Here is a 21,718-nt window from a genome sequence, read left to right as displayed (position 1 = left end):
TAGAGATCAGATGAGCACTAAACGAATATCAACCGAAGCCTGATCCGATCAACCGAACCGATAACCAAATTAAAGATATCACTGCCAGCCATATCTCCTCACAAACCACCCTTTCACTAACTGCGTTGTCACCATATAGCCGGTTAAGATCACCATCAGCCACGGGAAGTAAGAGAGTGGCAGCGCTTGCAATTGCAGGAATCCAGCCAGTGGAGAGAAGGTTAGCCCGATACCAATGGCCACCACCGCCAGTGTCATTAGACATAGCGGCCAAGAGGCGCGGCTCTGGATGAAGGGAATTTTACGGGTACGGATCATATGCACAATTAAGGTCTGGGACAGCAGTCCTTCAACAAACCAACCGGATTGGAACAACGTCTGCATTTCTGGCGTATTGGCTTTAAATACCCACCACATCAGGCAAAAAGTCAGTACGTCAAAAATAGAACTTATCGGACCAAAGAACACCATAAATCGCCCCAAATCGCCGGCGTTCCAGCGTTGTGGCTTTGCCAGTTGCTCTTCATCAACGTTATCGAATGGAATAGCAATCTGCGAAATATCGTACATCAGATTCTGGATTAACAGATGGAGTGGCAGCATGGGTAGGAAGGGCAAAAATGCGCTAGCAATCAGGACGCTGAAGACGTTACCAAAGTTAGAACTGGCGGTCATCTTGATGTATTTCAGCATGTTGGCAAATGTGCGGCGGCCTTCAATGACCCCTTGCTCCAGCACCATCAGGCTCTTTTCCAACAAGATGATATCGGCGGCTTCTTTAGCAATATCTATTGCTGAATCCACCGAGATCCCAATATCAGCAGCACGCAGTGCTGGTGCATCATTGATGCCATCCCCCATAAAACCGACCACATGACCGGCATTACGCAGGTTCTGTACGATGCGTTCTTTGTGCATTGGTGTCAGCTTGGCGAACACCGTGGTGGTGCGGGTGGCCTGCGTCAGTTGTGTCTCCGTCATCTGCTCGATATCACTGCCACGCAAGACATGCTCGACAGATAATCCAACATCTTTACATACCTTACGCGCAACTAACTCGTTGTCACCGGTAAGAATTTTAACGTTAACGCCATTGCGTTTTAGTGCCAGCAGCGCCGGCGCTGTGCTCTCTTTCGGCGGATCGAGAAAGGCGATATACCCTTCCAAGATCAGGTCATATTCATCAATAACAGCATAATCCCGCTGATAAGCTGGCATGATACGGGTGGCAACCGCCACCACTCGCAGTCCTTGCTGGTTCTGTTCATCGGTAATGCGGCGGATGCGTGCCAACAGCGCGTCGGTCAATGGGATAATTTCACTCCCTTGGCGCACATGACGGCAAATGGACAACATCTCTTCCAGCGCGCCTTTGCAGATAAGTTCGTGATAATCCGCTTTATCGCTGACCACCACTGACATGCGACGGCGTTCAAAATCGAATGGGATCTCATCGATTTTGCGGTAACCTGCCAGCGTATCGGCCGCCCGAGATTCTGCATTTTTTGACTCAGCCATGGAAGATAACACCGCGACATCCAGCAGATTTTTCAATCCCGTTTGGTAATAACTGTTGAGCCAGGCGTAGTGCAGCACCCGCTCACAATTGGCCCCAAATACATCGGTGTGGCTTTCCAACACAATTTTATCTTGCGTCAGGGTGCCGGTCTTATCGGTACACAGAATATCCATCGCGCCAAAGTTCTGAATAGCATCTAAGCGCTTGACGATCACTTTCTGCCTGGACAGTTTCACCGCCCCTTTTGCCAACGTCGACGTGACGATCATCGGCAGCATTTCCGGGGTTAAACCCACAGCAACAGAGAGCGCGAACAGCGCGGCTTCCCACCAGTCACCTTTGGTAAAACCGTTTATCAACAACACGATAGGTGTCATGACTAACATAAAGCGAATCAGCAACCAACTGACTTTACTGATGCCACTCTGGAAGGCATTAGGTTGCTCATCCTGATGCGTCACGCGCTCTGCCAGCAGACCGAAATAGGTTTGGTTACCGGTGCCTACCACGATAGCCAGTGCCGAACCGCTAACCACATTGGTGCCCATAAAGCACAGCGTGTCTCGTTCGAGTGGATTTTGTTCCTCACACTCACGGCATTGCGCCACTTTCTCAACCGGCAGTGACTCACCGGTTAAGGCGGCCTGACTGATAAACAGATCTTTGGCCACCAGAATACGTAAATCCGCCGGGATCATATCGCCCGCAGATAGTTTGATGATATCGCCGGGCACTAACTGAGAGATCGGTAGCTCGCGATGCTCGCTCTTGCCCGTATGGGCATCACTGCGCACCACGGTTGCGGTATTGCTGACCATGGCTTTTAAAGCATCCGCAGCGCGGTTAGAACGTGCTTCCTGAATAAAATGCATCAGGGTGGAAATTAACACCATAGCACCAATCACCAATGCGGCGGTGAGGTCTTCGGTGGCGTAGGAAATCAGAGCCAGAATGGTGAGCAGCAAGTTAAACGGGTTGCGATAGCAGTGCCATAAGTGGACCCACCAACGGGTAGCTTGCTGATTTTCAATGATATTACTGCCATTTTGCAGACGAATGGCTGCTGCTTCTTGTTCCGTTAACCCTTCGGGGTGGCTCTGAAAACGCCGATAAAGTTGTGGTGGCGTTTCATTCGCGCACTGCAAACGTTGCTGAGTCAGCGCTGCGGGCAAATCTTTTGTCGCACTTCCCTGCGGCAAGCCATCTAACATGGTTTCCCGGCGAATTAGGCGGCGAGGCAGGTTACGGCTCAACACATTGAGCAACTGCCGGGTGAAATTTTTAACTTGCATGGTTTGAGCCTTACTGTCATGTCACAAAGCCGTTTGTCGGACGGTCTTTATGTTGCGCCCACGGCAAATCTGCCGTAGAGAGGGCAAAAACATCATCAGCAGAAACTAACGCAAGGACGTGCGTAGTGACCGCTTATCAGATTGTTATCCGATAAAGCAGCCACCCTGAATGGGGAATTACCTTACCGGACACACCAAAAGGTGTAGGTCGAGGGAACAGGGTCCACTGGGTAATTAACCTCCGGTTTTATTTAAAGATTGTTAGCGGCTGTCTAACAGCTAAACAGACATTAAACCGCATCACTGTTCTCGCCACGCCAAAAACCACCCCGACGGTAAGATATGCCGTTAGGGCAGTAATATGCTGCGAGTCATTGGGATATCATGCGCTGAGTCTGATTCTGCGCATGCTAGACTTCCCACAACTTCGATAATATAAATAATCAGTTTATTATATGTTTCCAAACCTAAACATTAGGTAAACCATGCAAAACCGTTTGACCATAAAGGACATTGCCCGCATGAGTGGAGTTGGAAAATCCACGGTTTCACGGGTATTGAATAACGAAGGGAGCGTCAGTCCACAAACTCGTGAACGAGTGGAAGCTGTCATCCGTCAGCAGGGATTTACCCCGTCAAAATCAGCCCGGGCCATGCGGGGGCAGAGTGATAAAGTCGTGGGTATTATTGTCTCGCGTCTGGATTCGCCATCTGAAAATCAGGCGGTGCGCACGATGCTGCCACTGTTCTATCAGCAAGGTTATGATCCTATCCTGATGGAGAGCCAGTTTGATCCTGAATTGGTCAGTGAACATTTACATGTGCTGCAACAGCGCCATGTGGATGGCGTCATTTTGTTTGGTTTCACTGGGTTAACCGCAGAAATGCTCTCGCCATGGCAGGAAAAAATGGTGGTACTGGCGCGCGAGTATGCGGGCTTTTCTTCCGTATGCTACGACGACGACGGGGCTGTGCGCCTGTTGATGGATAAGTTACGCCACGCCGGGCATCGACATATTAGCTATATTGGCGTGCAGCCGTCGGATGCCACTACCGGCATGCGTCGTCATCAATCTTATCTTGATTACAGCCAACAACATGGCCTGCTACCGACAGTTGCACTGGGTGAACTGAGTTATCAAAGTGGCTTCCAGCTTGCACCTCAGGTGATAAAACCCGATACCTCGGCGTTGGTGTGTGCCTCTGACACTATCGCTATGGGGGTGAGTAAGTATTTACAACAGCAGAGCCTGCAACACATTCAGGTCTGCGGCATTGGTAATACACCGCTGTTGCACTTTTTGTTCCCAAATACCCTGTCAGTCGAGCTGGGTTATGGCACCGCTGGAGTGAAAGCCGCCCAACAATTACTTGACCAACTTAATCATAGTCAATCAATTCAACAAATTATCATTCCTGGTCAACTGGCCTGATTCTTCTTTTCTCGACGTGATGCTATCTGAACTCCCACCCTGTGTGGTGGGAGTGCGTGATGGGCGAACCCATGGTTTACGGCCAAGAACATCATAAAAAGTTGTCAAATTGTGATCTCTAACGCAAGTTGGGAACGTTCCCATTCCATAAAAATCAATACATAGCTAATCTTTAATAAGCTGTATATTTAACAGGCTATCGATGTATTTTTTCTTTAAGACTGACCCTACTGCTTTTATTAAGAAAAACGAATAAGTCGCACGTTATCTCACCTTTACGAAAGGTACGTTGAAATGAGCAAAGTAAAACAACAAGATATCGATCAATTGATCGTACTGGTGGGAGGCAGAGATAATATTGCCACCGTCAGCCACTGCATTACCCGGCTACGCTTTGTGTTGAATGACCCCTCTAAAGCTTCACCTAAAGAAATTGAAAATCTGTCGATGGTTAAAGGCTGCTTTACTAATGCCGGGCAATTTCAAGTGGTTATCGGGCCTGAAGTTGACGATTACTATCAAGCGCTGATTGTTAAAATTGGCCTGAATGAAGTGGATAAAGAGCAGACCAAACTGGCTGCACGGCAGAACATGACTTGGTTTGAACGTGGTATTTCTCACTTTGCCGAGATTTTCTTCCCGTTGCTGCCAGCGCTGATCAGCGGAGGCTTGATTCTTGGCTTCCGTAATGTGATTGGCGATATTCCGATGTCTGATGGCAAAACGCTGGCACAGATGTATCCGGCATGGAAAACCATTTACGACTTTCTCTGGTTGCTGGGCGAAGCCATCTTCTTCTACCTACCGGTGGCCATCTGCTGGTCGACAGTGAAGAAGATGGGGGGCACCCCGGTATTGGGGATTGTGTTGGGTATCACCTTGGTATCACCACAACTGATGAATTCCTACCTGCTGGGACAACAGATCCCCGAAGTTTGGAACTTTGGCTGGTTTACCATTGAAAAAGTAGGTTATCAGGCACAGGTCATTCCATCGATTTTGGCAGGTTTGGCGCTGGGTTGGATTGAAACTAATCTGAAGAAAATCATTCCAGCCTATCTTTATTTGGTGGTGGTGCCGGTAGTTTCCCTGTTGCTGGCGGTATTCCTCGCCCATACGCTTATCGGGCCATTTGGCCGCATGATTGGTGATGGTGTGGCCTGGGGAGTGAAAGCTGTCATGACAGGCAGCTTCGCGCCGATTGGTGCCGCACTGTTTGGCTTCTTGTATGCGCCGCTAGTCATTACCGGCGTGCATCAGACCACGTTAGCCATTGATATGCAGATGATTCAGAGCATGGGTGGTACACCGGTATGGCCGCTGATTGCGCTGTCTAACATTGCACAAGCATCTGCGGTATTGGGCATTATTATCATTAGCCGCAAGATCAATGAGCGCGAAATATCAGTACCTGCGGCAATTTCAGCCTATCTGGGTGTTACTGAACCGGCAATGTACGGTATCAACCTCAAATATCGCTTCCCGATGTTGTGCGCCATGATTGGTTCTGCGTTGGCGGGCCTCATTTGTGGTCTGACTGGGGTGATGGCGAACGGTATTGGTGTCGGTGGCCTGCCGGGTATTTTATCCATCAAACCACAGTTCTGGGCGATTTATGCTGTGGCAATGTTAGTGGCGATCGTGGTGCCATTGGTGCTGACTATACTGGTTTACAAACGTAAAGAGAGTCGTGGCGAATTACCGGTCTAAATCGTATTCCTCCGCCAAAGGTTATCCTGTGGCGGAGCTGTTTCTTTAATTTTCTCTGTTTTTACTACGAATAAGAGCCTGCTATGAATAATCCTATCCCTTGGTGGCAAAACGGCGTCATTTATCAGATTTACCCGAAGAGTTTTCAGGATAGCACCGGTAATGGCTATGGTGACCTGGCTGGCGTGACGCAACGGTTGGATTATCTGCACAAACTCGGCGTTGATGCCCTCTGGTTGACACCGGTTTATGTCTCGCCACAAGTGGATAACGGCTATGACGTTGCCGACTACTGCGCCATTGACCCTGCTTACGGCAGCTTAGATGATTTCAAAACGTTGGTTGCGGCTGCTCATCAGCGGGGTATTCGTATCGTAATGGATATGGTGTTCAATCATACCTCGACTGAACATGCCTGGTTTAAAGCATCAGCAGAGCGCAACAGCCCGTACCGTCAGTTCTATATTTGGCGTGATGGTGAGGGTGATAATTTACCAAATAACTGGCGCTCGAAATTTGGTGGTAATGCCTGGCAATGGCATGCTGAAAGCGGCCAATATTATCTGCACCTGTTCGCTACCGAGCAGGCAGATCTTAATTGGGAGCACCAGCCGGTACGTGATGAACTGAAGAAAGTGTGCGAGTTTTGGGCTGATATTGGTGTGGATGGTTTGCGCCTGGATGTAATTAATCTGGTATCCAAACAGCAAGATTTCCCGGATGATTTTGTGGGTGATGGCCGCCGTTTCTATACCGATGGCCCCCGTATCCACGAATTTTTACAAGAAATGAGCCGTGAGGTGTTTCAGCCGCGCGGCCTGATGACGGTTGGCGAGATGTCGTCCACCCGCCTTGAGCATTGCCAGCGTTATGCCGCATTGGGCGGGGATGAGCTGTCGATGACCTTTAATTTCCATCATCTAAAAGTGGATTATCTTAATGGGGCAAAATGGTCGCTAATGCCGCCGGATCGGGTGGAACTCAAACAGATATTTAACCAGTGGCAGCAGGGGATGCATAACCGTGCGTGGAACGCGTTGTTCTGGTGTAATCACGACCAGCCGCGCATTGTATCGCGCTTTGGTGACGAAGGTGCACTGCGCGTGCCTGCGGCCAAGATGCTGGCAATGGTACTGCACGGTATGCAAGGTACGCCATATATCTACCAAGGCGAAGAGATTGGCATGACCAATCCTAATTTTACCTCGATTAATCAATACCGTGATGTCGAAAGTCTGAATATGTTTGCTGAGCTAACTGCACAAGGTCGCGATCCTGACGAGTTATTAGCGATTCTGGCAGCCAAATCCCGTGATAATAGTCGTACCCCGATGCAATGGGATCGCAGCCGTAATGCCGGTTTCAGTCAGGGAACTCCATGGATCGAACCCTGCAGTAACTATGCTGAAATTAATGTTGATAGCGCGCTGGCTGATGCTGACTCGGTGTTTTATGCCTATCAATATCTGATAGCCCTGCGTAAACAACATGATGTGTTCACTTTTGGTGACTATCGTGATCTCTGCCCGCAACATCCAGAGTTGTGGTGCTACTTGCGCCACTGGCAGGGTAAGCAGTTGTTGGTGGTGGCTAACCTGAGCGGTGAATCGCAACAATGGCAGCCAGAGGAGATTGCGCTGGACGGTAACTGGCAATTGTTGATGAGCAGCTACGGCGAAAGTGCATTCCAGCCGCAGGAGATGGTATTGCGGGCATATGAGGGGATTTATTGGGTGAGAGATTGATTTAGTTCAGATCAGTGGCTTCTCTCCTTGCTCGGCAGCCCAAATGTGCTTTTAACTTCAAAGGCCAATTCAAAACAAAAGGCTATGGTTTTGATTCTGACTCTCTTTTGACGTTGAGCGCAATCAGGAATATTGCCGACGAGGATGGAGGCCGCAATGGTTAGGTGAACACTGAACGCATATCAACCGAAACCAGAACCTATCCATCACCAAAACTAAATCACTTCCCCAACTTCAGCGCTGGTAGCTGAGAGAAAATACTCACCAGCCCCTCGCCCCAGCCCTTACGGATCATCATAAAATAGGGATGATCTTCGGTGATGCGATATTGCTGTTCGGTACTGAAACTATCGAGTGGATAGATCATCACATCTAGCGGTAAGCCGACGGATAAATTACTGCGCAAAGTTGAGTCCATAGAGATCAACGCGCACTGCATGGCCTGATCCAACGTGGTGTGGTAATTCAACACCCGATCAATAATCGGCTTGCCATACTTACTTTCGCCAATTTGAAAGTAGGGGGTGTCCTGCGTGGCTTCAATAAAGTTACCCTGCGGATAAATATGAAACAGCCGCAGTCCTTCACCTTTAATTTGCCCGCCTAACAATAGGTTACAGTTAAAATCGGTTCCGCCGCTGTTTTGCTGCGCACCGCTGTCTCGGTTAATCACCTCGCGCACCGTCTCCCCCAGAAGTGTTGCGGCCTCATACATCGATCGCACATTCAGCAGGTTAGTTTGTTCCGGGTCCAGACAGCGGCGTTGCAGCAAACTGACAATACTCTGTGTGGTTGCCAGATTCCCCGCACTTTGCACCACCAGCGTTCGTTCACCCTCTTGCTGAAACAGGTGTAATTTGCGAAAAGTGGAAATATGATCCACCCCGGCATTGGTACGGGAGTCAGAGGCAAAGACTAACCCGGATGACAGCCGCATGGCCACACAGTAGGTCATAACACAGTATCCTTAGAGCCTATCTCACTAGGGCTATTTTATTTGCCAGCAACGCGCTTTATTGCGACATATCGCGTCGCGGGTTAGATAACATATGCACGGCTGCGATGGTCTGCATATCTTCAAAGCCACCACCACGGCGAATACCTCGCACCGGGCAGGCATCCAGATAATCAATGCCCACCGCCAGTTTTAAATGCTGGTTCGGTTGACAGGTATTATTGGTGACATCAAAGCTCTGCCAGTGTCCATTCAGCCACACTTCTGCCCATGCGTGGGTCGCGACATGACTGGAGGATTCTGTATAAAGATAGCCGCTCACATAGCGTGCCGGAATATTTAAACTTCGGCAACAGGCAAGAAAGACGTGGGTGTGATCCTGACACACCCCTTGTTCGGCGGCAAAAGCTTGTGCCGCGCTGTCCTGTACCGTGGTGGTGCCGGGGCTATAGGGCATTTTTGCCAGCAATTCACCCATCATTTGCGTCAGGCAGTCTAATTGCGCATCGGCGTGGGTAGCACCCTGACAATAACCTGAAGCAAACTGGCGAATGGCGGCATCTGGCTGAGTCAATGGGCTGTGGCGAAGAAAGACCAGTGGAGAGAGGTGGTCGCCGCTGTCATCTTCTACATTGTCTGCAATCTCTACCACGCCCTGAGCTTGAATGGTGATAGCTTGATGAGGCTTATCCAGAGTGAGTACATGTAGCACATTACCAAAGGCATCCGTGGTACAAATGGCCTCTTCCGGTAAGGTCAGTTGCCAGGATAAAATGCGCTGGTGGGCTGAATCCTGTGGGGTCAGGCGCAGATACTGAGTGCTGTGTTGCACCTGTTGTGCATAGGTGTAATGGGTGCTGTGATCGACATTCAGTCTCATTGGACCTCCAGATAGGTTTGGCGGATGCTGTCAGCGATAGCGTTGATCTTGCCTAAAAAATCCATCAGATAGCTGTGTAATCCGTCGGCCATCACATCCGTAATGCAGCTAAATCGCAGCTCAGCAAGCAAAATATTGACCAGCCGCCGAGGTTGGTTGCTACGATTGCCACCAATCAACGCCAACTGCTGTTCCATATCGTTAATGCAAGCCAGCAGCGAACGCGGGATCTCATTGCGTAAAATCAGTAACTCAGCAATCGCCTCCCGACTCAGTTGCTGCTTATATAAACTGTGGTATGCCTCCCGAGCACTGACGGCGCGTAATAAAGTATCCATCCGGTAGTATTCGCGTACCGGGTCATCGTCGCTATCCAGTAATTGGTTTTTCACATCCAACAAGCGCGCGGTGCTGTCAGCCCGTTCAATCAAGGTACCCAGTCGAATAAAATAGAGTGCATCACTGCGCAGCAAGGTGCCATATACCGCACCGCGAAATAGATGTGAGCGCTCCTTAACCCAATCAAAAAAGGCATCAATTCCGGCAGCGCTGATACCTTGGCGGCGTAGCTGTTTCATCTCAATCCAGGTGGCATTGATACTTTCCCAAACCTCGGACGATAAGCTGCCGCGTACTGCATGGGCATTGTTCCACGCCATCTGCAAACAACTAAAAATACTGCTAGGGTTGTTGCTGTCGAGCACGAAGAAATTCAGCAGATGGGTCATCGAGACCTGCGGATAGTGCTCGGTAAACAGTGTCTGGGTGTTGCTCAGGCTGAGTGGCACCAGTAGATCAAAATTCACCCGATTGCTGGTTGGCATCATCGATAACCGGTTGGTGACATCCAGCACCCTGGTGATGTTTTCTGCCCGCTCCAGATAGCGGGCCATCCAATAAAGCTCACTGGCTGTTCGGCTTAGCATGCATCGTCCTCCAATACCCAGGTATCCTTGGTTCCGCCACCTTGCGAAGAGTTAACGACCAACGACCCTTCTGCCAGTGCGACTCGGGTTAAGCCCCCAGGCACTAAACGAATTTCTGCACCACACAGGGCAAAAGGACGTAAATCAATATGGCGCGGTGCAAGTCCGCTATTCACAAAGGTCGGGCAGGTAGAAAGGGCGAGGGTTTCTTGTGCGATGTAATTTTGTGGTCGCGCCAAGAGTAACTGGCGGAATTGGGCTATTTCAGCTTGTGTCGCCGCAGGTCCAATCAACATGCCATATCCCCCGGCTCCATGAACTTCTTTCACTACCATCTGATCCAGATTAGCTAATACATATGAAAGATCAGTGGGTTGGCGGCATTGCCAGGTGGGAACATTCGCCAGAATCGGTTCTTCGGAAAGATAAAAATGAATCATTTCAGGGACATAAGGATAGATGGATTTATCATCGGCGACGCCAGTACCAATCGCATTAGCCAATACCACACCACCTGCGCGATATACCGACAGTAGTCCGGGGACACCGAGCATGGAGTCAGGGCGGAAAGCCAGCGGATCGAGGAAGGCATCATCCACCCGCCGGTAGACAACATCGACTTTGCAGGGGCCTGCGGTAGTTCGCATAAATACTGCCCCTTCTTTGACAAATAAGTCAGCACTTTCAACCAGTTCAACCCCCATCTGTTGAGCCAAAAAACTGTGTTCAAAATAGGCACTGTTAAAGCGCCCCGGGGTTAGCACTACTACGGTAGGGTCGTTGACCGGTGTGCTTTCGCGCAGCGTTTGTAACAGGTGAGAAGGGTAGCGCTCAACAGGTGCAATGCGTTGTTGTGCAAACAACTCCGGGTAGAGCCGCATCATCATTTTACGGTTTTCCAGCATATACGAGACGCCGGACGGGGTACGCAGGTTATCTTCCAGCACGTAATAGAGACCATCGCTGTTGCGGACCATATCCACACCGATGATATGTGCATAAGTATCACGGTGCAGGTTCACCCCTTGCATACAGGGCTGATATTGGTCATTCGCCAGCACTTGTTCGGCCGGAATAATGCCCGCTTTCAGGATATGTTGTTCATGGTAAATATCATGTAAGAACGCATTCAACGCTTGTACGCGCTGGCGAATGCCGCGATCCAGCATTTGCCATTCGCTGGCGGGAATAATGCGTGGCACGCTATCGAACGGTATTAATCGCTCTGCGCCATCATCGTCACCATACACATTAAAGGTAATGCCTACCCGGTGAAATAGCAGTGCAGCTTCTTCACGCTTACGCGCAATGGTTAGCTGATCGGCCTGTTGTAACCATTGCCAATAGGCATCGTAATGGCCTCGGTGTTGCCCCTCAGCCAGTAACATTTCATCGAAAAATCGTGATACGGAAAGGTCGATGTTCAGCATTATCACCTCGCTAACAGAACAGGCTGTATTGGTGATCACGCATAAACTGTGCCAGCTCGTAAAACAGGCAAAATAAAGGGGATTAGAGCGATTTCAGCCCTATTAAGGTGCAATTAGTGAGTGTAGTGCATTATTACTGAGCAGAAAGTTGCCACATCATGATCATGATGATCTGCAATAGCGCATTGTGAAAGGCAGAGAGAAAATATTAGCAGGATAGCAATAAAAAACGGCTGGTAATCACCAGCCGTAGACGCAATGACATCAGAATTAACGACGTACCGCGATAGCTTCGATTTCGATCTTCACATCTTTTGGCAGACGCGCAACTTCAACACATGAACGTGCAGGGAATGGCGCATTGTGTTCAGTAAAGAAAGCTTCGTAAGTGGCATTAACTGTGGTGAAGTCATTCAGATCTTTCACAAATACAGTGGTTTTCACGATATCGGCAACTTTCAAACCCGCGGCTTCAACGATAGCTTTTACATTCTCCAGTGACTGACGCGTCTGTGCTGATACATCATCGGCGACCAAACCTGTTTTTGGATCAACAGGGATCTGGCCTGACGTGAGGATCATACTACCCAGATCGACACCTTGAACATAAGGGCCGATGGCGGCAGGGGCGAGCTCAGTGCTGATATTGCGTGACATGTTGACTCCTGGTTACGTAATGCGGAAGGAACCCGTCATCTTTCATGTTGCTGGCATATTGGCTGCGCTCAATTACCCGAATCACTTAGCGTGATGCGCTCATCGGGACTATAAGCCTCATCCTGCGGGCCAGCGTTTACCGCTTTCCTGCACCATGAAATCTATTGGGTTTAATTATTTCTATATTATAAAGATGGGGTAGATTACGGCAACCCACGTGAATCAAATTTGCGATGTCGCATTGCTGCGAATATTGCCACTATTGTAAATATTAACGGGCAGCAATATTCGCTTAAGCCGAGCATTAATCCGCTTGCAGCACTTAATCCGCTTGCAGCACTACCTGGTGATCAAACTCTTTCTCGCAATATTTACATTTAAGGTGGATTTCACCTTGTTGTGCTTTTACTTTAAAGCTGGAGTCGACTGGCTCATTGTGGCTGATGCAGTTACTGTTTGGGCAAGTGAGGACGCCATCGATCTGCTCTGGCAGGCTTAGGGTCAGTTTCTTCACCACTTCGTAGTTATCGATGCGGTTAACGGTAGCATCTGGTGCATACATCGCCAGTTGGTTGGCCTGTTGCTCTGTCAGGAAGGTATTTTCTATTTTAATCAAATCCTTACGTCCTGACCGTTTAGACGGTAGATTCAATCCAATAGTAATACGTTGATCAGTGGCGGTCAGTTTGAACAGCGACAACAATTTAAAGCCGATTTGTGCCGGAATATGGTCAATCACAGTGCCACATTTAATCGCTTCAACCTGTAGTTTGTAATCCTGAGTCATGTTCAATCCCCCTTAAAGAGCCAATTCTGCGTTTAAAACCAGTGCCAGCAGTGCCTGACGTGCGAAAATCCCGTTACCTGCCTGTTGGAAATAGTAGGCATAAGGGGTCTTATCGACATCGGTGGTTATTTCATCAATTCTTGGCAGCGGGTGTAGCACTTTGAGATTCTCTTTCGCGCCATTCAAATCAGCCGCTCGCAAGATAAACTGCGCTTTGACATTGGCATACTCTGACGGGTCAAGGCGCTCTTTTTGCACCCGGGTCATGTAGAGAATATCCAGTTCTGGCACCACTTCTTCAATGCTTTCGTGCAGGCTGTATTCGATACCTTTTTCTGCCAGCATTTGCAGGATATAAGCAGGCATTGCCAGAGCATCCGGGGCGATAAAGAAGAAGCGGTTGCCGGTGAATTTGGCTAGCGCCTGCGTGAGTGAGTGCACGGTACGGCCATATTTCAGGTCGCCGACCATGGCGATATTGATGTTATCCAGCCGGCCTTGGGTTTCCTGAATGGTGAACAGATCGAGCAGTGTTTGCGTCGGGTGCTGGTTTGCACCGTCACCGGCATTAACTACCGGTACATTCCCCGAGAACTGAGCGGCCAGACGGGCCGCCCCTTCTTGTGGGTGACGCATGACAATGGCATCCACATAGGTACTGATGACTGACATAGTATCTGCCAGCGTCTCGCCTTTTTTGCCAAGGGAGGTATTACTGCTATCAGAAAAACCGACCACTGAGGCACCTAAACGGTGTATGGAGGTTTCAAATGACAAACGAGTGCGGGTCGAGGCTTCGAAAAAGCAACTGGCGATCACTTTGTGTTTTAGCAACTCAGGTTGCGGACTACTTTTCAGGCTGGCGGCGGTACGCAGCACCAACTCCAGTTCGTCGCGACATAAATCGTTAATTGAGATGATATGTTTGTGATACAACGTGTTGGCCATTTTTCGCTCTCCTCTATGACCCGTTATACTTCCAGCTGCATGTGTGTTGGCTGCTTTTGCTCATCCCGGTGACTTACTTGTCGTTGACCTTAAAATAAGTAAGCTCCTGGGGATTTACTCAATTGCCGCCTTCCTGCAACTCGAATTATTTAGGGTATATATTTTAATTGGTGATAATGCTTAATTCGGCACCGATCAGCAGACAAAAAAAAGCCCCTCAACGAGGGGCCTTACGGGATCGGTTTAGCAACGGGAGAAAGAACGGCAGTTGGCTGCCTGTTGGCAGGCAATTTTGTCGACCATCGAGAGGGTCATTTTCAACAAAACGCACTTGGCTTTCCATCATATCTCCCGGCAAATTGTGGCGAATTATACTCGCGTGTGGTTTCTCTGCAAGGGGTAAAAGCCGCATTTTTGCGATTAGCAAACGATTACTCATCAGGATTGGTTTCAATTATCTGATGAGTAATGCCAATGGCCGCCCTCTGGATGGCATTATCACCAGAGGGAATACAACCTGATTTTGTCGCCCGCTATTCAAGTGATTTGACTAGCTTGCCAGGTAAATTACCGAGGATAAAATCATTGATGATACTGTCAAAATCCTTATCGCTCTTAAAGCCTAATGCTTTGGCATAATGCGCTGCGAAATCCCCAGGCCAAGAGCTTACGATCTTCTCAATTAATGGATCTTGCTGAATCTTAATGTGATCAGCGACAGCGTCACCCGCAATACGCCGCAATGCATCAATCATTTGCTGTACGGTAATAGATAGCCCAGGCAAATTAATCACCCGCCCACCCTTAAGTTGACTGGCATCCAATTGGTGACCATGGATAAGATTATTAATTGCCATCTTCGGCGATAGCAGCCATAACGGTGTTTGCAGGCTAACAGGGCAAACCACGTCAATACCTTGCAACGGCTCACGGATAATGCCGCTGGCAAAACTGGAGGCCGCGCGGTTTGGTTTTCCTGGGCGTACTACAATGGTTGGCATACGCAGGCTACGACCATCAACAAATCCCCGGCGGCTATAGTCTGCTAACAATAAATCGTTTAATGCTTTTTGCGTACCATAGGAACTCTGAGGCGACCATACCTGTTCATCCGGCACGACAGCCGGTAACTCACCGCCAAATACCGCCACTGAACTGGTGATAATCACTTTAGGGCAGTGTCCAAGCTGACGAGCGCGCTCGAGTAAACTGCGGGTAGCATCAAAATTGATCCGCATACCCAAATCAAAATCTTCTTCTGCCTGACTGGAGACAATCGCTGCCAGGTGGAAAACGGTGTCAACGTGTTGATTAAAAACGCTGGCAAGCCAGTGCGGATCAGCGATATCACCGCAAAAAACCTGTACCCGTTCATCTGTAATCGCCTCCAGAGGCACCACATCACAGGCTATAATCTTACTGATCAGGCGCTGCTGACCTTGCTGGTCGGTCAGATAATCCTGTGTCAGTAAATGTTCAATCAATCGACGACCAAGAAAGCCCGCCGCTCCTGTTACCATTATGTTCATCGTCTTATCCTTTATCTGCATTGTTAGCGGTTTACTGTCTTGGCCGGGACTAAAAATACGAGCGCCGCACCAATAAATAGCATGGTGGAAATAATCAGCATTCCGGTAGTGGTGCTTTGGGTCAGGTCTTTCAGGTAGCCCATCATATAAGGTGCGACAAAGCCTGCCAGGTTGCCCCAGGAGTTAATCAGAGCGATGCCGGCTGCGGCTGCGGTTCCACCGAGGAACGCAGTTGGCAGGCTCCAAAATAGTGGCAAGGTACTCAATGCCCCCATGGCACCCAGAGTTAAGCCCATCATGGCAATAACGATGTTGTCACTGAAACTGGCGGAAATAATCATCCCGATCCCGCCCAATGTCGCGGTTAAAGCCAGATGCCAGCGCCGTTCGCGCAAACGGTCAGCACTACGTGATACTACGATCATGGTCAGGGCGGCGGCACCGTAAGGAATGGCACTTAACAAACCAATGCTCAGTACGTCTTTTACCCCACTCTCTTTGATCAGTGTTGGTAACCAGAAGCCGATAGTGTAGAAACCTGCAATCAGGCAGAAATAGATAAGCGTGAGCAACCAGACTCGGGGTTGCAGGAAAATCTCTTTCAGGCTGCTGTGGACATGATGTTGTGTGTCGTTATCAATGTTGGTTTGTAAGATCTTTTTCTCTTCGTCGGTTAGCCATTTGGCATGACTGATACGGTCAGTCAGTTTAAAAATCACCAAAATACCGATTAAAACGGATGGGATACCTTCCAGGATAAACATCCATTGCCAACCCGCAAAGCCATGGAATCCATTAAATGCGCCCATGATCCAACCCGATAACGGTGCGCCTATCACGCCGGATAATGGAACGGCAGTGGCGAATAAGGCGTACATGCGGCCACGGCGGTTAGTTGGGAACCAATAAGAAAGATAAAGAATGACGCCGGGATAGAATCCAGCCTCTGCAATTCCCAGCAAGCAACGCATTACGTAAAATGACATCGGTGTGGTGACAAAAGCCATCCCTGCCGAGATGATGCCCCAGGTGATCATAATGCGCGCAATCCACAACCGTGCCCCTACGCGGTGCAGCATCAGGTTACTGGGGATTTCCAGAAAGAAGTAGGCAATAAAAAAGATACCGGCGCCGAATCCATACACCGCCTCTGAAAATTGTAAGTCATCCGCCATCTGCAATTTGGCGAAGCCAACGTTAACCCGATCTAAATAAGCGACGACATAGCACAGCATCAGTAAGGGTAAAATATGCCACGCAGCCTTGCGATAGGCATGGTTCTCCGCAGGGACCGCGTTAGGTATCACTAATTGTTCAGTGGGTGATTCAGACATGATGGAGCCTCTTATTTTAGTTATTTGCAGGGGAACAAGGTTCAGCGAAAATCCGTTTGGTTATCGCGCTGGCGTTGTACAGAAATAGAGGATGTTAATTTTAGTTATTTAATGTTTAATAAAGTTAAAAATAAGGGTTTTTTCAGCAAGTAAATGCGATTAAACTCACAATTGTTAACAATAGGTAACGGAGGTAATGTAATGCTTTGATTTAAATTGGATTTAAAATTCAAATTTTCACAAAAATAAACATCAATCCAGCTATAGCGAGCTATAAATGGAGGAACAATCGGGAATAGAGGGCAACAGGTGTGGCCGGCACTGATATAACAGGAAACTCCGTTGTATCGGCCAACAGATAAGAACATCACGATTTATCGATGCCGCTGAAAGGGAGGAGTATCGGAGCTGGGATGGGAGTCATGCTGTTGGTGGTGACCATCAGTTAGCATTCTGGCAGTGAAAAGGGGGGCGCTGTATTTAATTGAAAGGACCGGGATAGCACCAAAAGGCGATAATCACGCGGATCGGTCAGCGTGGACGACGGTTAAGGGGGATAGGTGTGAAAATGTTGAATTGCAAAGGTGGTGTGCTTCACCCATTAGTGATTGTTTGGGCACCGCTCACCTGAGCGGTGAAAATCAATCTTCATCAAAGCCGGAATTAAATAACTCAATCACTGCCGCCAGCGCCTGAATTTCATCAGGGCCGGTCGCTTCAACCTCAATCTGACGGCCCTTGGCTGAATCCAGCATCAGCAGTGCAATAACACTGCTGGCCTCAGCTTCGGTACCGCTGTCGTTGCGTAACATTACTTCAGCATCAAAACTCTGAACCAGCTCGAACAATTTCATTGCGGGTCTGGCGTGCATCCCCAACTTGTTTTTGATCTCAACGGTCTGCTTGATTGTCATTATTTACGCTTTTCCAGAGTACGATGGCGTGATTGGACATTTTTGCCGCGAGCGCGGAAATAATCGGCCAACTGTTCAGCGACATAAACCGAGCGGTGTTTACCACCAGTACAACCAATGGCAACCGTCAAATAACTGCGGTTATTGGTTTCCAGCATCGGCAGCCACTGTTCCAGATAGCTGCGGGTCTGATACACAAAGTTATGTACTTCGGTATGGCGATCCAGGAAAGAGATTACTGGCTTATCCAAACCTGTCATTGGGCGTAATTTAGGGTCCCAGTGCGGGTTTGGCAAGAAACGCACATCGAAAACATAATCGGCATCGATGGGGATACCGTGTTTAAAGCCAAAGGACTCAAACACCATCGTCAATTCGCGTTCACGTTTACCCAACAGGCGGGTACGCAGCATCTCAGCCAATTCATGCACTGACATTTCAGAGGTATCAATGATCAGATCAGCCCGTGAGCGCAGAGGCTCCAACAGGTCACTTTCTTCATCAATAGCACTTTCTAATGACAGGTTTTTGGTCGATAACGGATGCAAGCGACGGGTATCGCTATAGCGACGAATCAAAGTATTGCGATCGGCATCCAAAAACAGCAACTGTGGTGAAAAGCTGTCCGGCAGTTGAGTCATGGCATGTTCAAATACCTCAGGTGATTCAGGCATATTACGTACGTCTATGCTCACTGCGGCAGAGATATTCCTATCGGCAAGTGTACTCGCCAATTGCGGCAGCAGAACCACAGGCAAGTTATCGACACAATAAAAGCCCATATCTTCCAATGCGCGCAAAGCAACAGACTTCCCTGAACCGGAACGGCCGCTGACAATCATCAGCACCATGTGAGTAACTCCCCTTGGTATTTATCCCCGTTATCTTTCAAGTTGTAGGCGTGTTGAGTGCTTGCCCACATTTTGAAATTTATTGGGTATACATTAGAACCCTATATTCCGGCTACAAGATCCGGGCATAACGGATAAAATAGTTTCCACTTTCCCAATTACGCCGTTTCCGGTGGTAATTCAGTAATGATTTGATAAAGCTCATCATCACTTTGTGCTGCACGCAGACGCCGACACACTGTTTTATCAGCTAATCGCTTGGCCACTAAAGACAAAGTGTGTAAGTGAGTTTTACATTGATCTGCCGGAACCAACAAGGCAAATAACAGATCAACCGGTTGGTTATCAATAGCATCGAAGGCAATAGGTTGTTCCAGACGGATAAATACACCCACTGCACGCAGTGTGTCTTCTTCCAACTTGCCATGAGGTATCGCGATACCACTACCAATACCGGTGCTGCCCATACGTTCGCGGGTTAAGACAGCATCGAAAACTACCTGTGAAGGTAGGTTAAGTTGCTTGGCAGCCAACTCGCTGATAATTTCCAAAGCCCGTTTTTTACTTGAGCAATGTACGGAGCTTTTGGTGCACTCGATATTTAATACCGAGCTTAATTGCAATGCTGGATCGTTGATCATCTCATCTTTCACTTAAGCGCTGTTTTAAACCGTTTCCAGCGGGGATTCACTCCCGACGCGGGAAACGGTTATGTAGCGAGTGTAGAACCTTTATGGGTGAATATACCCTTTGTACTTGAAACTACAGGGTTGTTCGCTACGTTGACTTACCCGAATCACTGACTTTAGTCAGCTCATCGAGATCAATAAGCCTGCTTGCAGAAATACGATTAAAATCGGCTTCTGGCCGATTTGTCATTCGTTTGCTGCCTACCTGCAACGCCATGTTCTTTGGGTATAACAGTCGCAAGGATTCTTAGTGTTGTTTCAATTTGTCTTTATGTTTGTTCAACTGGCGGGCCAGTTTATCAACCAAAATATCAATTGCGGCGTACATATCCTCCTGCTCTGAGCTTGCGTGCAACTCGCCTCCATTCACATGTACCGTTGCTTCTGCAATTTGTTTTACTTTCTCAACACTTAAAACCACATATACCTGGTTAATGCGATCAAAATATTGCTCAAGTTTGGCAAATTTAGTGGTAACAAACTCGCGTAATGCTTCGGTTATTTCGACATGATGTCCGGTAATATTGAGCTGCATAGTGTCTTCCTTCTCAGTTCAGGTCAAACCAACTGTTTACGCTGATTTGACGGCGGGATGGATAACGACTCTCGGTACTTCGCGACGGTACGCCGTGCCACCATGATGCCTTGTTCACATAATAATGTGGTCAGCTTACTGTCACTAAGAGGTTTAGCAGGATTTTCTGCTGCAACCAATTTTTTCACCAGTGCACGAATTGCAGTGGAAGAAGCTTCACCTCCGCTATCGGTATTGACGTGGCTGGAGAAGAAATATTTTAGCTCGAAAATACCCCGTGGACTGTGCAGGAACTTCTGCGTGGTCACGCGAGAGATTGTCGACTCATGCATATCCACAGCCTGGGCGATATCGGCCAGTACCATGGGTTTCATAAATTCAGGCCCATTCTCAAAAAACGCTACTTGCTGCTCTACAATACAACGCGCCACCTTCAGCAGTGTTTCATTGCGGCTTTCAAGGCTTTTTATCAACCATTTTGCTTCTTGCAAATTGCTACGGATAAACTGCCCGTCACTGTCATTGCGGGTACTGCTACCCATCGCCGCATACTGCTGGTTGATTTTTAGGCGTGGAATGCTATCGGCATTCAGCTCGACCGTCCATTGATCTTTGTCTTTACGCACCAAAACATCGGGAATGACGTACTCGGACTCCCCGGTATTGATGGATTGACCCGGACGCGGATCCAGAGACTGAATCAGGCCGATCGCTTCTTTAAGTGTATCTTCTTTTAGCCGACTCAAGCGGATCATCGTACGGAAATCATGGTTACCCAGCAAATCCAGATAATCGCTAACCACCAGACGTGCTTCGGCAAGATAGGGGGTATCTTTGTCATATTGTGACAACTGTACCAACAGACATTCACGCAGGTTACGTGCCGCGACACCAATAGGATCAAAGTGTTGTATCCGCTTAAGCACCGCTTCTACTTCATCCAGTGCGACGTTCTCGTCCCCCATGCTTTCCAGAATATCTTCCAGTGGCACCGTAAGGTAACCGGTTTCATCGACCGCATCCACGATAGAGGTCGCAATGGCAACATCAGTATCAGAGAATGGGGTTAAATCCACTTGCCACATCAGGTAGTCTTGCAGCGTTTGGGTCGTTTCCCCTTGATAAACCGGCAACTCATCATCGCTATAATCATTGCCCATTCCTGATGGCGTGCCTGCGGTGTAGATCTCATCCCAGGTGGCATCAAGTGGCAACTCTTCAGGCATATCTTTTTGTTCCAGCGCCTCGCGGGTATCAAGCGATTCACTGTCTACGGTCTCTTTTGCATCTATCTCTTCATGAAGATCAGTTTGCTCAAGCAGGGGGTTACTCTCCAGCGCTAACTGAATCTCCTGCTGGAGTTCAAGTGTAGAAAGCTGCAACAAGCGAATAGCCTGTTGAAGCTGCGGAGTCATAGCCAGTTGTTGGCTGAACTTGAGTTGCAAACCTTGCTTCATAATGCGGTATCAATTTTCCTTTATGGATGACGGAATATCCGTCATCTTTCAAATTGCAGGGGTATTGGCTGCCGGTTACTTGGCCGCACCTGCGGGCTAGCATAAATGCTGTTTAAATCGATTTATG

18 protein-coding genes are annotated in these 21,718 nt (G+C 48.6%); 3 read left to right on the top strand and 15 right to left on the bottom strand.

What is annotated here, in order from left to right; translation table 11 throughout:
• Positions 1-78 precede the first annotated feature (78 nt).
• Entirely contained in the window at positions 79-2,811 is a 2,733-nt protein-coding gene (mgtA, locus tag V1956_RS23560; RefSeq protein ID WP_442825754.1) for a magnesium-translocating P-type ATPase, read from the bottom strand.
• A gap of 485 nt (positions 2,812-3,296) precedes the next feature.
• On the opposite strand from mgtA, the gene treR reads away from it, so the two are divergent.
• From treR to treC, 3 genes are all read left to right on the top strand, one after another.
• Positions 3,297-4,244: a trehalose operon repressor TreR gene (treR, locus tag V1956_RS23555; RefSeq protein WP_420074339.1), complete on the top strand. Its 948-nt coding sequence runs from the start codon at positions 3,297-3,299 to the stop codon at positions 4,242-4,244.
• Positions 4,245-4,538: 294 nt separating this feature from the next.
• A complete protein-coding gene (gene treB, locus V1956_RS23550) occupies positions 4,539-5,954 on the top strand; it encodes a PTS trehalose transporter subunit IIBC (RefSeq protein WP_442825753.1) in 1,416 nt (471 codons plus the stop codon).
• A gap of 83 nt (positions 5,955-6,037) precedes the next feature.
• Positions 6,038-7,699 (top strand): alpha,alpha-phosphotrehalase, encoded by a 1,662-nt coding sequence (gene treC, locus V1956_RS23545; RefSeq protein WP_442825752.1) that lies wholly within the window; start codon positions 6,038-6,040, stop codon positions 7,697-7,699.
• A 220-nt stretch (positions 7,700-7,919) separates the two neighbouring features.
• Here treC and V1956_RS23540 read toward each other — a convergent pair whose 3' ends face one another.
• The 14 genes from V1956_RS23540 to rpoN form a co-directional block, all read right to left on the bottom strand.
• Entirely contained in the window at positions 7,920-8,654 is a 735-nt protein-coding gene (locus V1956_RS23540; RefSeq protein ID WP_372560425.1) for a peptidase, read from the bottom strand.
• A 58-nt stretch (positions 8,655-8,712) separates the two neighbouring features.
• Complete coding sequence (locus V1956_RS23535; RefSeq protein WP_372560426.1) at positions 8,713-9,534, bottom strand: transglutaminase family protein; 822 nt, start codon at positions 9,532-9,534, stop codon at positions 8,713-8,715.
• Entirely contained in the window at positions 9,531-10,460 is a 930-nt protein-coding gene (locus tag V1956_RS23530) for an alpha-E domain-containing protein (protein ID WP_420074337.1), read from the bottom strand. The genes V1956_RS23535 and V1956_RS23530 overlap by 4 nt, the downstream gene beginning before the upstream one ends.
• Complete coding sequence (locus V1956_RS23525; RefSeq protein ID WP_420074336.1) at positions 10,454-11,890, bottom strand: circularly permuted type 2 ATP-grasp protein; 1,437 nt, start codon at positions 11,888-11,890, stop codon at positions 10,454-10,456. The genes V1956_RS23530 and V1956_RS23525 overlap by 7 nt, the downstream gene beginning before the upstream one ends.
• 270 nt (positions 11,891-12,160) lie before the next feature.
• Positions 12,161-12,547, bottom strand: a complete 387-nt coding sequence (gene ridA / locus V1956_RS23520) for a 2-iminobutanoate/2-iminopropanoate deaminase (RefSeq protein ID WP_083162254.1) — start codon at positions 12,545-12,547, stop codon at positions 12,161-12,163.
• A 322-nt stretch (positions 12,548-12,869) separates the two neighbouring features.
• Positions 12,870-13,334, bottom strand: coding sequence for an aspartate carbamoyltransferase regulatory subunit (gene pyrI, locus V1956_RS23515; RefSeq protein WP_083162256.1), 465 nt, complete (start codon positions 13,332-13,334; stop codon positions 12,870-12,872).
• Between the two features lie 12 nt (positions 13,335-13,346).
• Positions 13,347-14,282 carry an aspartate carbamoyltransferase gene (pyrB, locus tag V1956_RS23510; RefSeq protein ID WP_083162258.1) on the bottom strand — a complete coding sequence of 312 codons (936 nt, stop codon included), beginning with the start codon at positions 14,280-14,282 and terminating at the stop codon, positions 13,347-13,349.
• Positions 14,283-14,815: 533 nt separating this feature from the next.
• Positions 14,816-15,811, bottom strand: a complete 996-nt coding sequence (denD, locus tag V1956_RS23505) for a D-erythronate dehydrogenase (protein ID WP_372560430.1) — start codon at positions 15,809-15,811, stop codon at positions 14,816-14,818.
• A gap of 23 nt (positions 15,812-15,834) precedes the next feature.
• On the bottom strand, positions 15,835-17,145 hold the full coding sequence (locus V1956_RS23500) for an MFS transporter (RefSeq protein WP_372560431.1): 1,311 nt from the start codon (positions 17,143-17,145) through the stop codon (positions 15,835-15,837).
• Between the two features lie 641 nt (positions 17,146-17,786).
• Positions 17,787-18,059: a PTS phosphocarrier protein NPr gene (gene npr / locus V1956_RS23495; RefSeq protein ID WP_019212424.1), complete on the bottom strand. Its 273-nt coding sequence runs from the start codon at positions 18,057-18,059 to the stop codon at positions 17,787-17,789.
• On the bottom strand, positions 18,059-18,910 hold the full coding sequence (gene rapZ, locus V1956_RS23490; protein WP_019212425.1) for an RNase adapter RapZ: 852 nt from the start codon (positions 18,908-18,910) through the stop codon (positions 18,059-18,061). The genes npr and rapZ overlap by 1 nt, the downstream gene beginning before the upstream one ends.
• A gap of 158 nt (positions 18,911-19,068) precedes the next feature.
• Entirely contained in the window at positions 19,069-19,551 is a 483-nt protein-coding gene (gene ptsN, locus V1956_RS23485; RefSeq protein ID WP_032906970.1) for a PTS IIA-like nitrogen regulatory protein PtsN, read from the bottom strand.
• Positions 19,552-19,846: 295 nt separating this feature from the next.
• Positions 19,847-20,134: a ribosome hibernation promoting factor gene (gene hpf, locus V1956_RS23480; RefSeq protein WP_004392031.1), complete on the bottom strand. Its 288-nt coding sequence runs from the start codon at positions 20,132-20,134 to the stop codon at positions 19,847-19,849.
• 23 nt (positions 20,135-20,157) lie between these two features.
• Positions 20,158-21,591: an RNA polymerase factor sigma-54 gene (gene rpoN, locus V1956_RS23475; RefSeq protein ID WP_083162264.1), complete on the bottom strand. Its 1,434-nt coding sequence runs from the start codon at positions 21,589-21,591 to the stop codon at positions 20,158-20,160.
• Positions 21,592-21,718: the final 127 nt, after the last annotated feature.

The organism is Yersinia sp. 2540 StPb PI, from assembly GCF_052217165.1.
GTDB classification, from domain to species: Bacteria; Pseudomonadota; Gammaproteobacteria; order Enterobacterales; family Enterobacteriaceae; genus Yersinia; species Yersinia enterocolitica_E.
The sequence above is the reverse complement of the archived record's forward strand: the minus strand, read 5'-3'. Positions and strand labels throughout refer to the sequence as shown.

What these genes read in the sequence shown, in the direction of transcription:
- ridA (WP_083162254.1), bottom strand. Translation starts at nt 12,547, where the DNA reads ATGTCACGCAATATCAGCACTGAGCTCGCCCCTGCCGCCATCGGCCCT.
- npr (WP_019212424.1), bottom strand. Translation starts at nt 18,059, where the DNA reads ATGACAATCAAGCAGACCGTTGAGATCAAAAACAAGTTGGGGATGCAC.
- pyrI (WP_083162256.1), bottom strand. Translation starts at nt 13,334, where the DNA reads ATGACTCAGGATTACAAACTACAGGTTGAAGCGATTAAATGTGGCACT.
- V1956_RS23525 (WP_420074336.1), bottom strand. Translation starts at nt 11,890, where the DNA reads ATGCTGAACATCGACCTTTCCGTATCACGATTTTTCGATGAAATGTTA.
- treR (WP_420074339.1), top strand. Translation starts at nt 3,297, where the DNA reads ATGCAAAACCGTTTGACCATAAAGGACATTGCCCGCATGAGTGGAGTT.
- pyrB (WP_083162258.1), bottom strand. Translation starts at nt 14,282, where the DNA reads ATGGCCAACACGTTGTATCACAAACATATCATCTCAATTAACGATTTA.
- rapZ (WP_019212425.1), bottom strand. Translation starts at nt 18,910, where the DNA reads ATGGTGCTGATGATTGTCAGCGGCCGTTCCGGTTCAGGGAAGTCTGTT.
- treB (WP_442825753.1), top strand. Translation starts at nt 4,539, where the DNA reads ATGAGCAAAGTAAAACAACAAGATATCGATCAATTGATCGTACTGGTG.
- ptsN (WP_032906970.1), bottom strand. Translation starts at nt 19,551, where the DNA reads ATGATCAACGATCCAGCATTGCAATTAAGCTCGGTATTAAATATCGAG.
- hpf (WP_004392031.1), bottom strand. Translation starts at nt 20,134, where the DNA reads ATGCAGCTCAATATTACCGGACATCATGTCGAAATAACCGAAGCATTA.
- V1956_RS23535 (WP_372560426.1), bottom strand. Translation starts at nt 9,534, where the DNA reads ATGAGACTGAATGTCGATCACAGCACCCATTACACCTATGCACAACAG.
- V1956_RS23500 (WP_372560431.1), bottom strand. Translation starts at nt 17,145, where the DNA reads ATGTCTGAATCACCCACTGAACAATTAGTGATACCTAACGCGGTCCCT.
- treC (WP_442825752.1), top strand. Translation starts at nt 6,038, where the DNA reads ATGAATAATCCTATCCCTTGGTGGCAAAACGGCGTCATTTATCAGATT.
- rpoN (WP_083162264.1), bottom strand. Translation starts at nt 21,591, where the DNA reads ATGAAGCAAGGTTTGCAACTCAAGTTCAGCCAACAACTGGCTATGACT.
- mgtA (WP_442825754.1), bottom strand. Translation starts at nt 2,811, where the DNA reads ATGCAAGTTAAAAATTTCACCCGGCAGTTGCTCAATGTGTTGAGCCGT.
- denD (WP_372560430.1), bottom strand. Translation starts at nt 15,811, where the DNA reads ATGAACATAATGGTAACAGGAGCGGCGGGCTTTCTTGGTCGTCGATTG.
- V1956_RS23530 (WP_420074337.1), bottom strand. Translation starts at nt 10,460, where the DNA reads ATGCTAAGCCGAACAGCCAGTGAGCTTTATTGGATGGCCCGCTATCTG.
- V1956_RS23540 (WP_372560425.1), bottom strand. Translation starts at nt 8,654, where the DNA reads ATGACCTACTGTGTGGCCATGCGGCTGTCATCCGGGTTAGTCTTTGCC.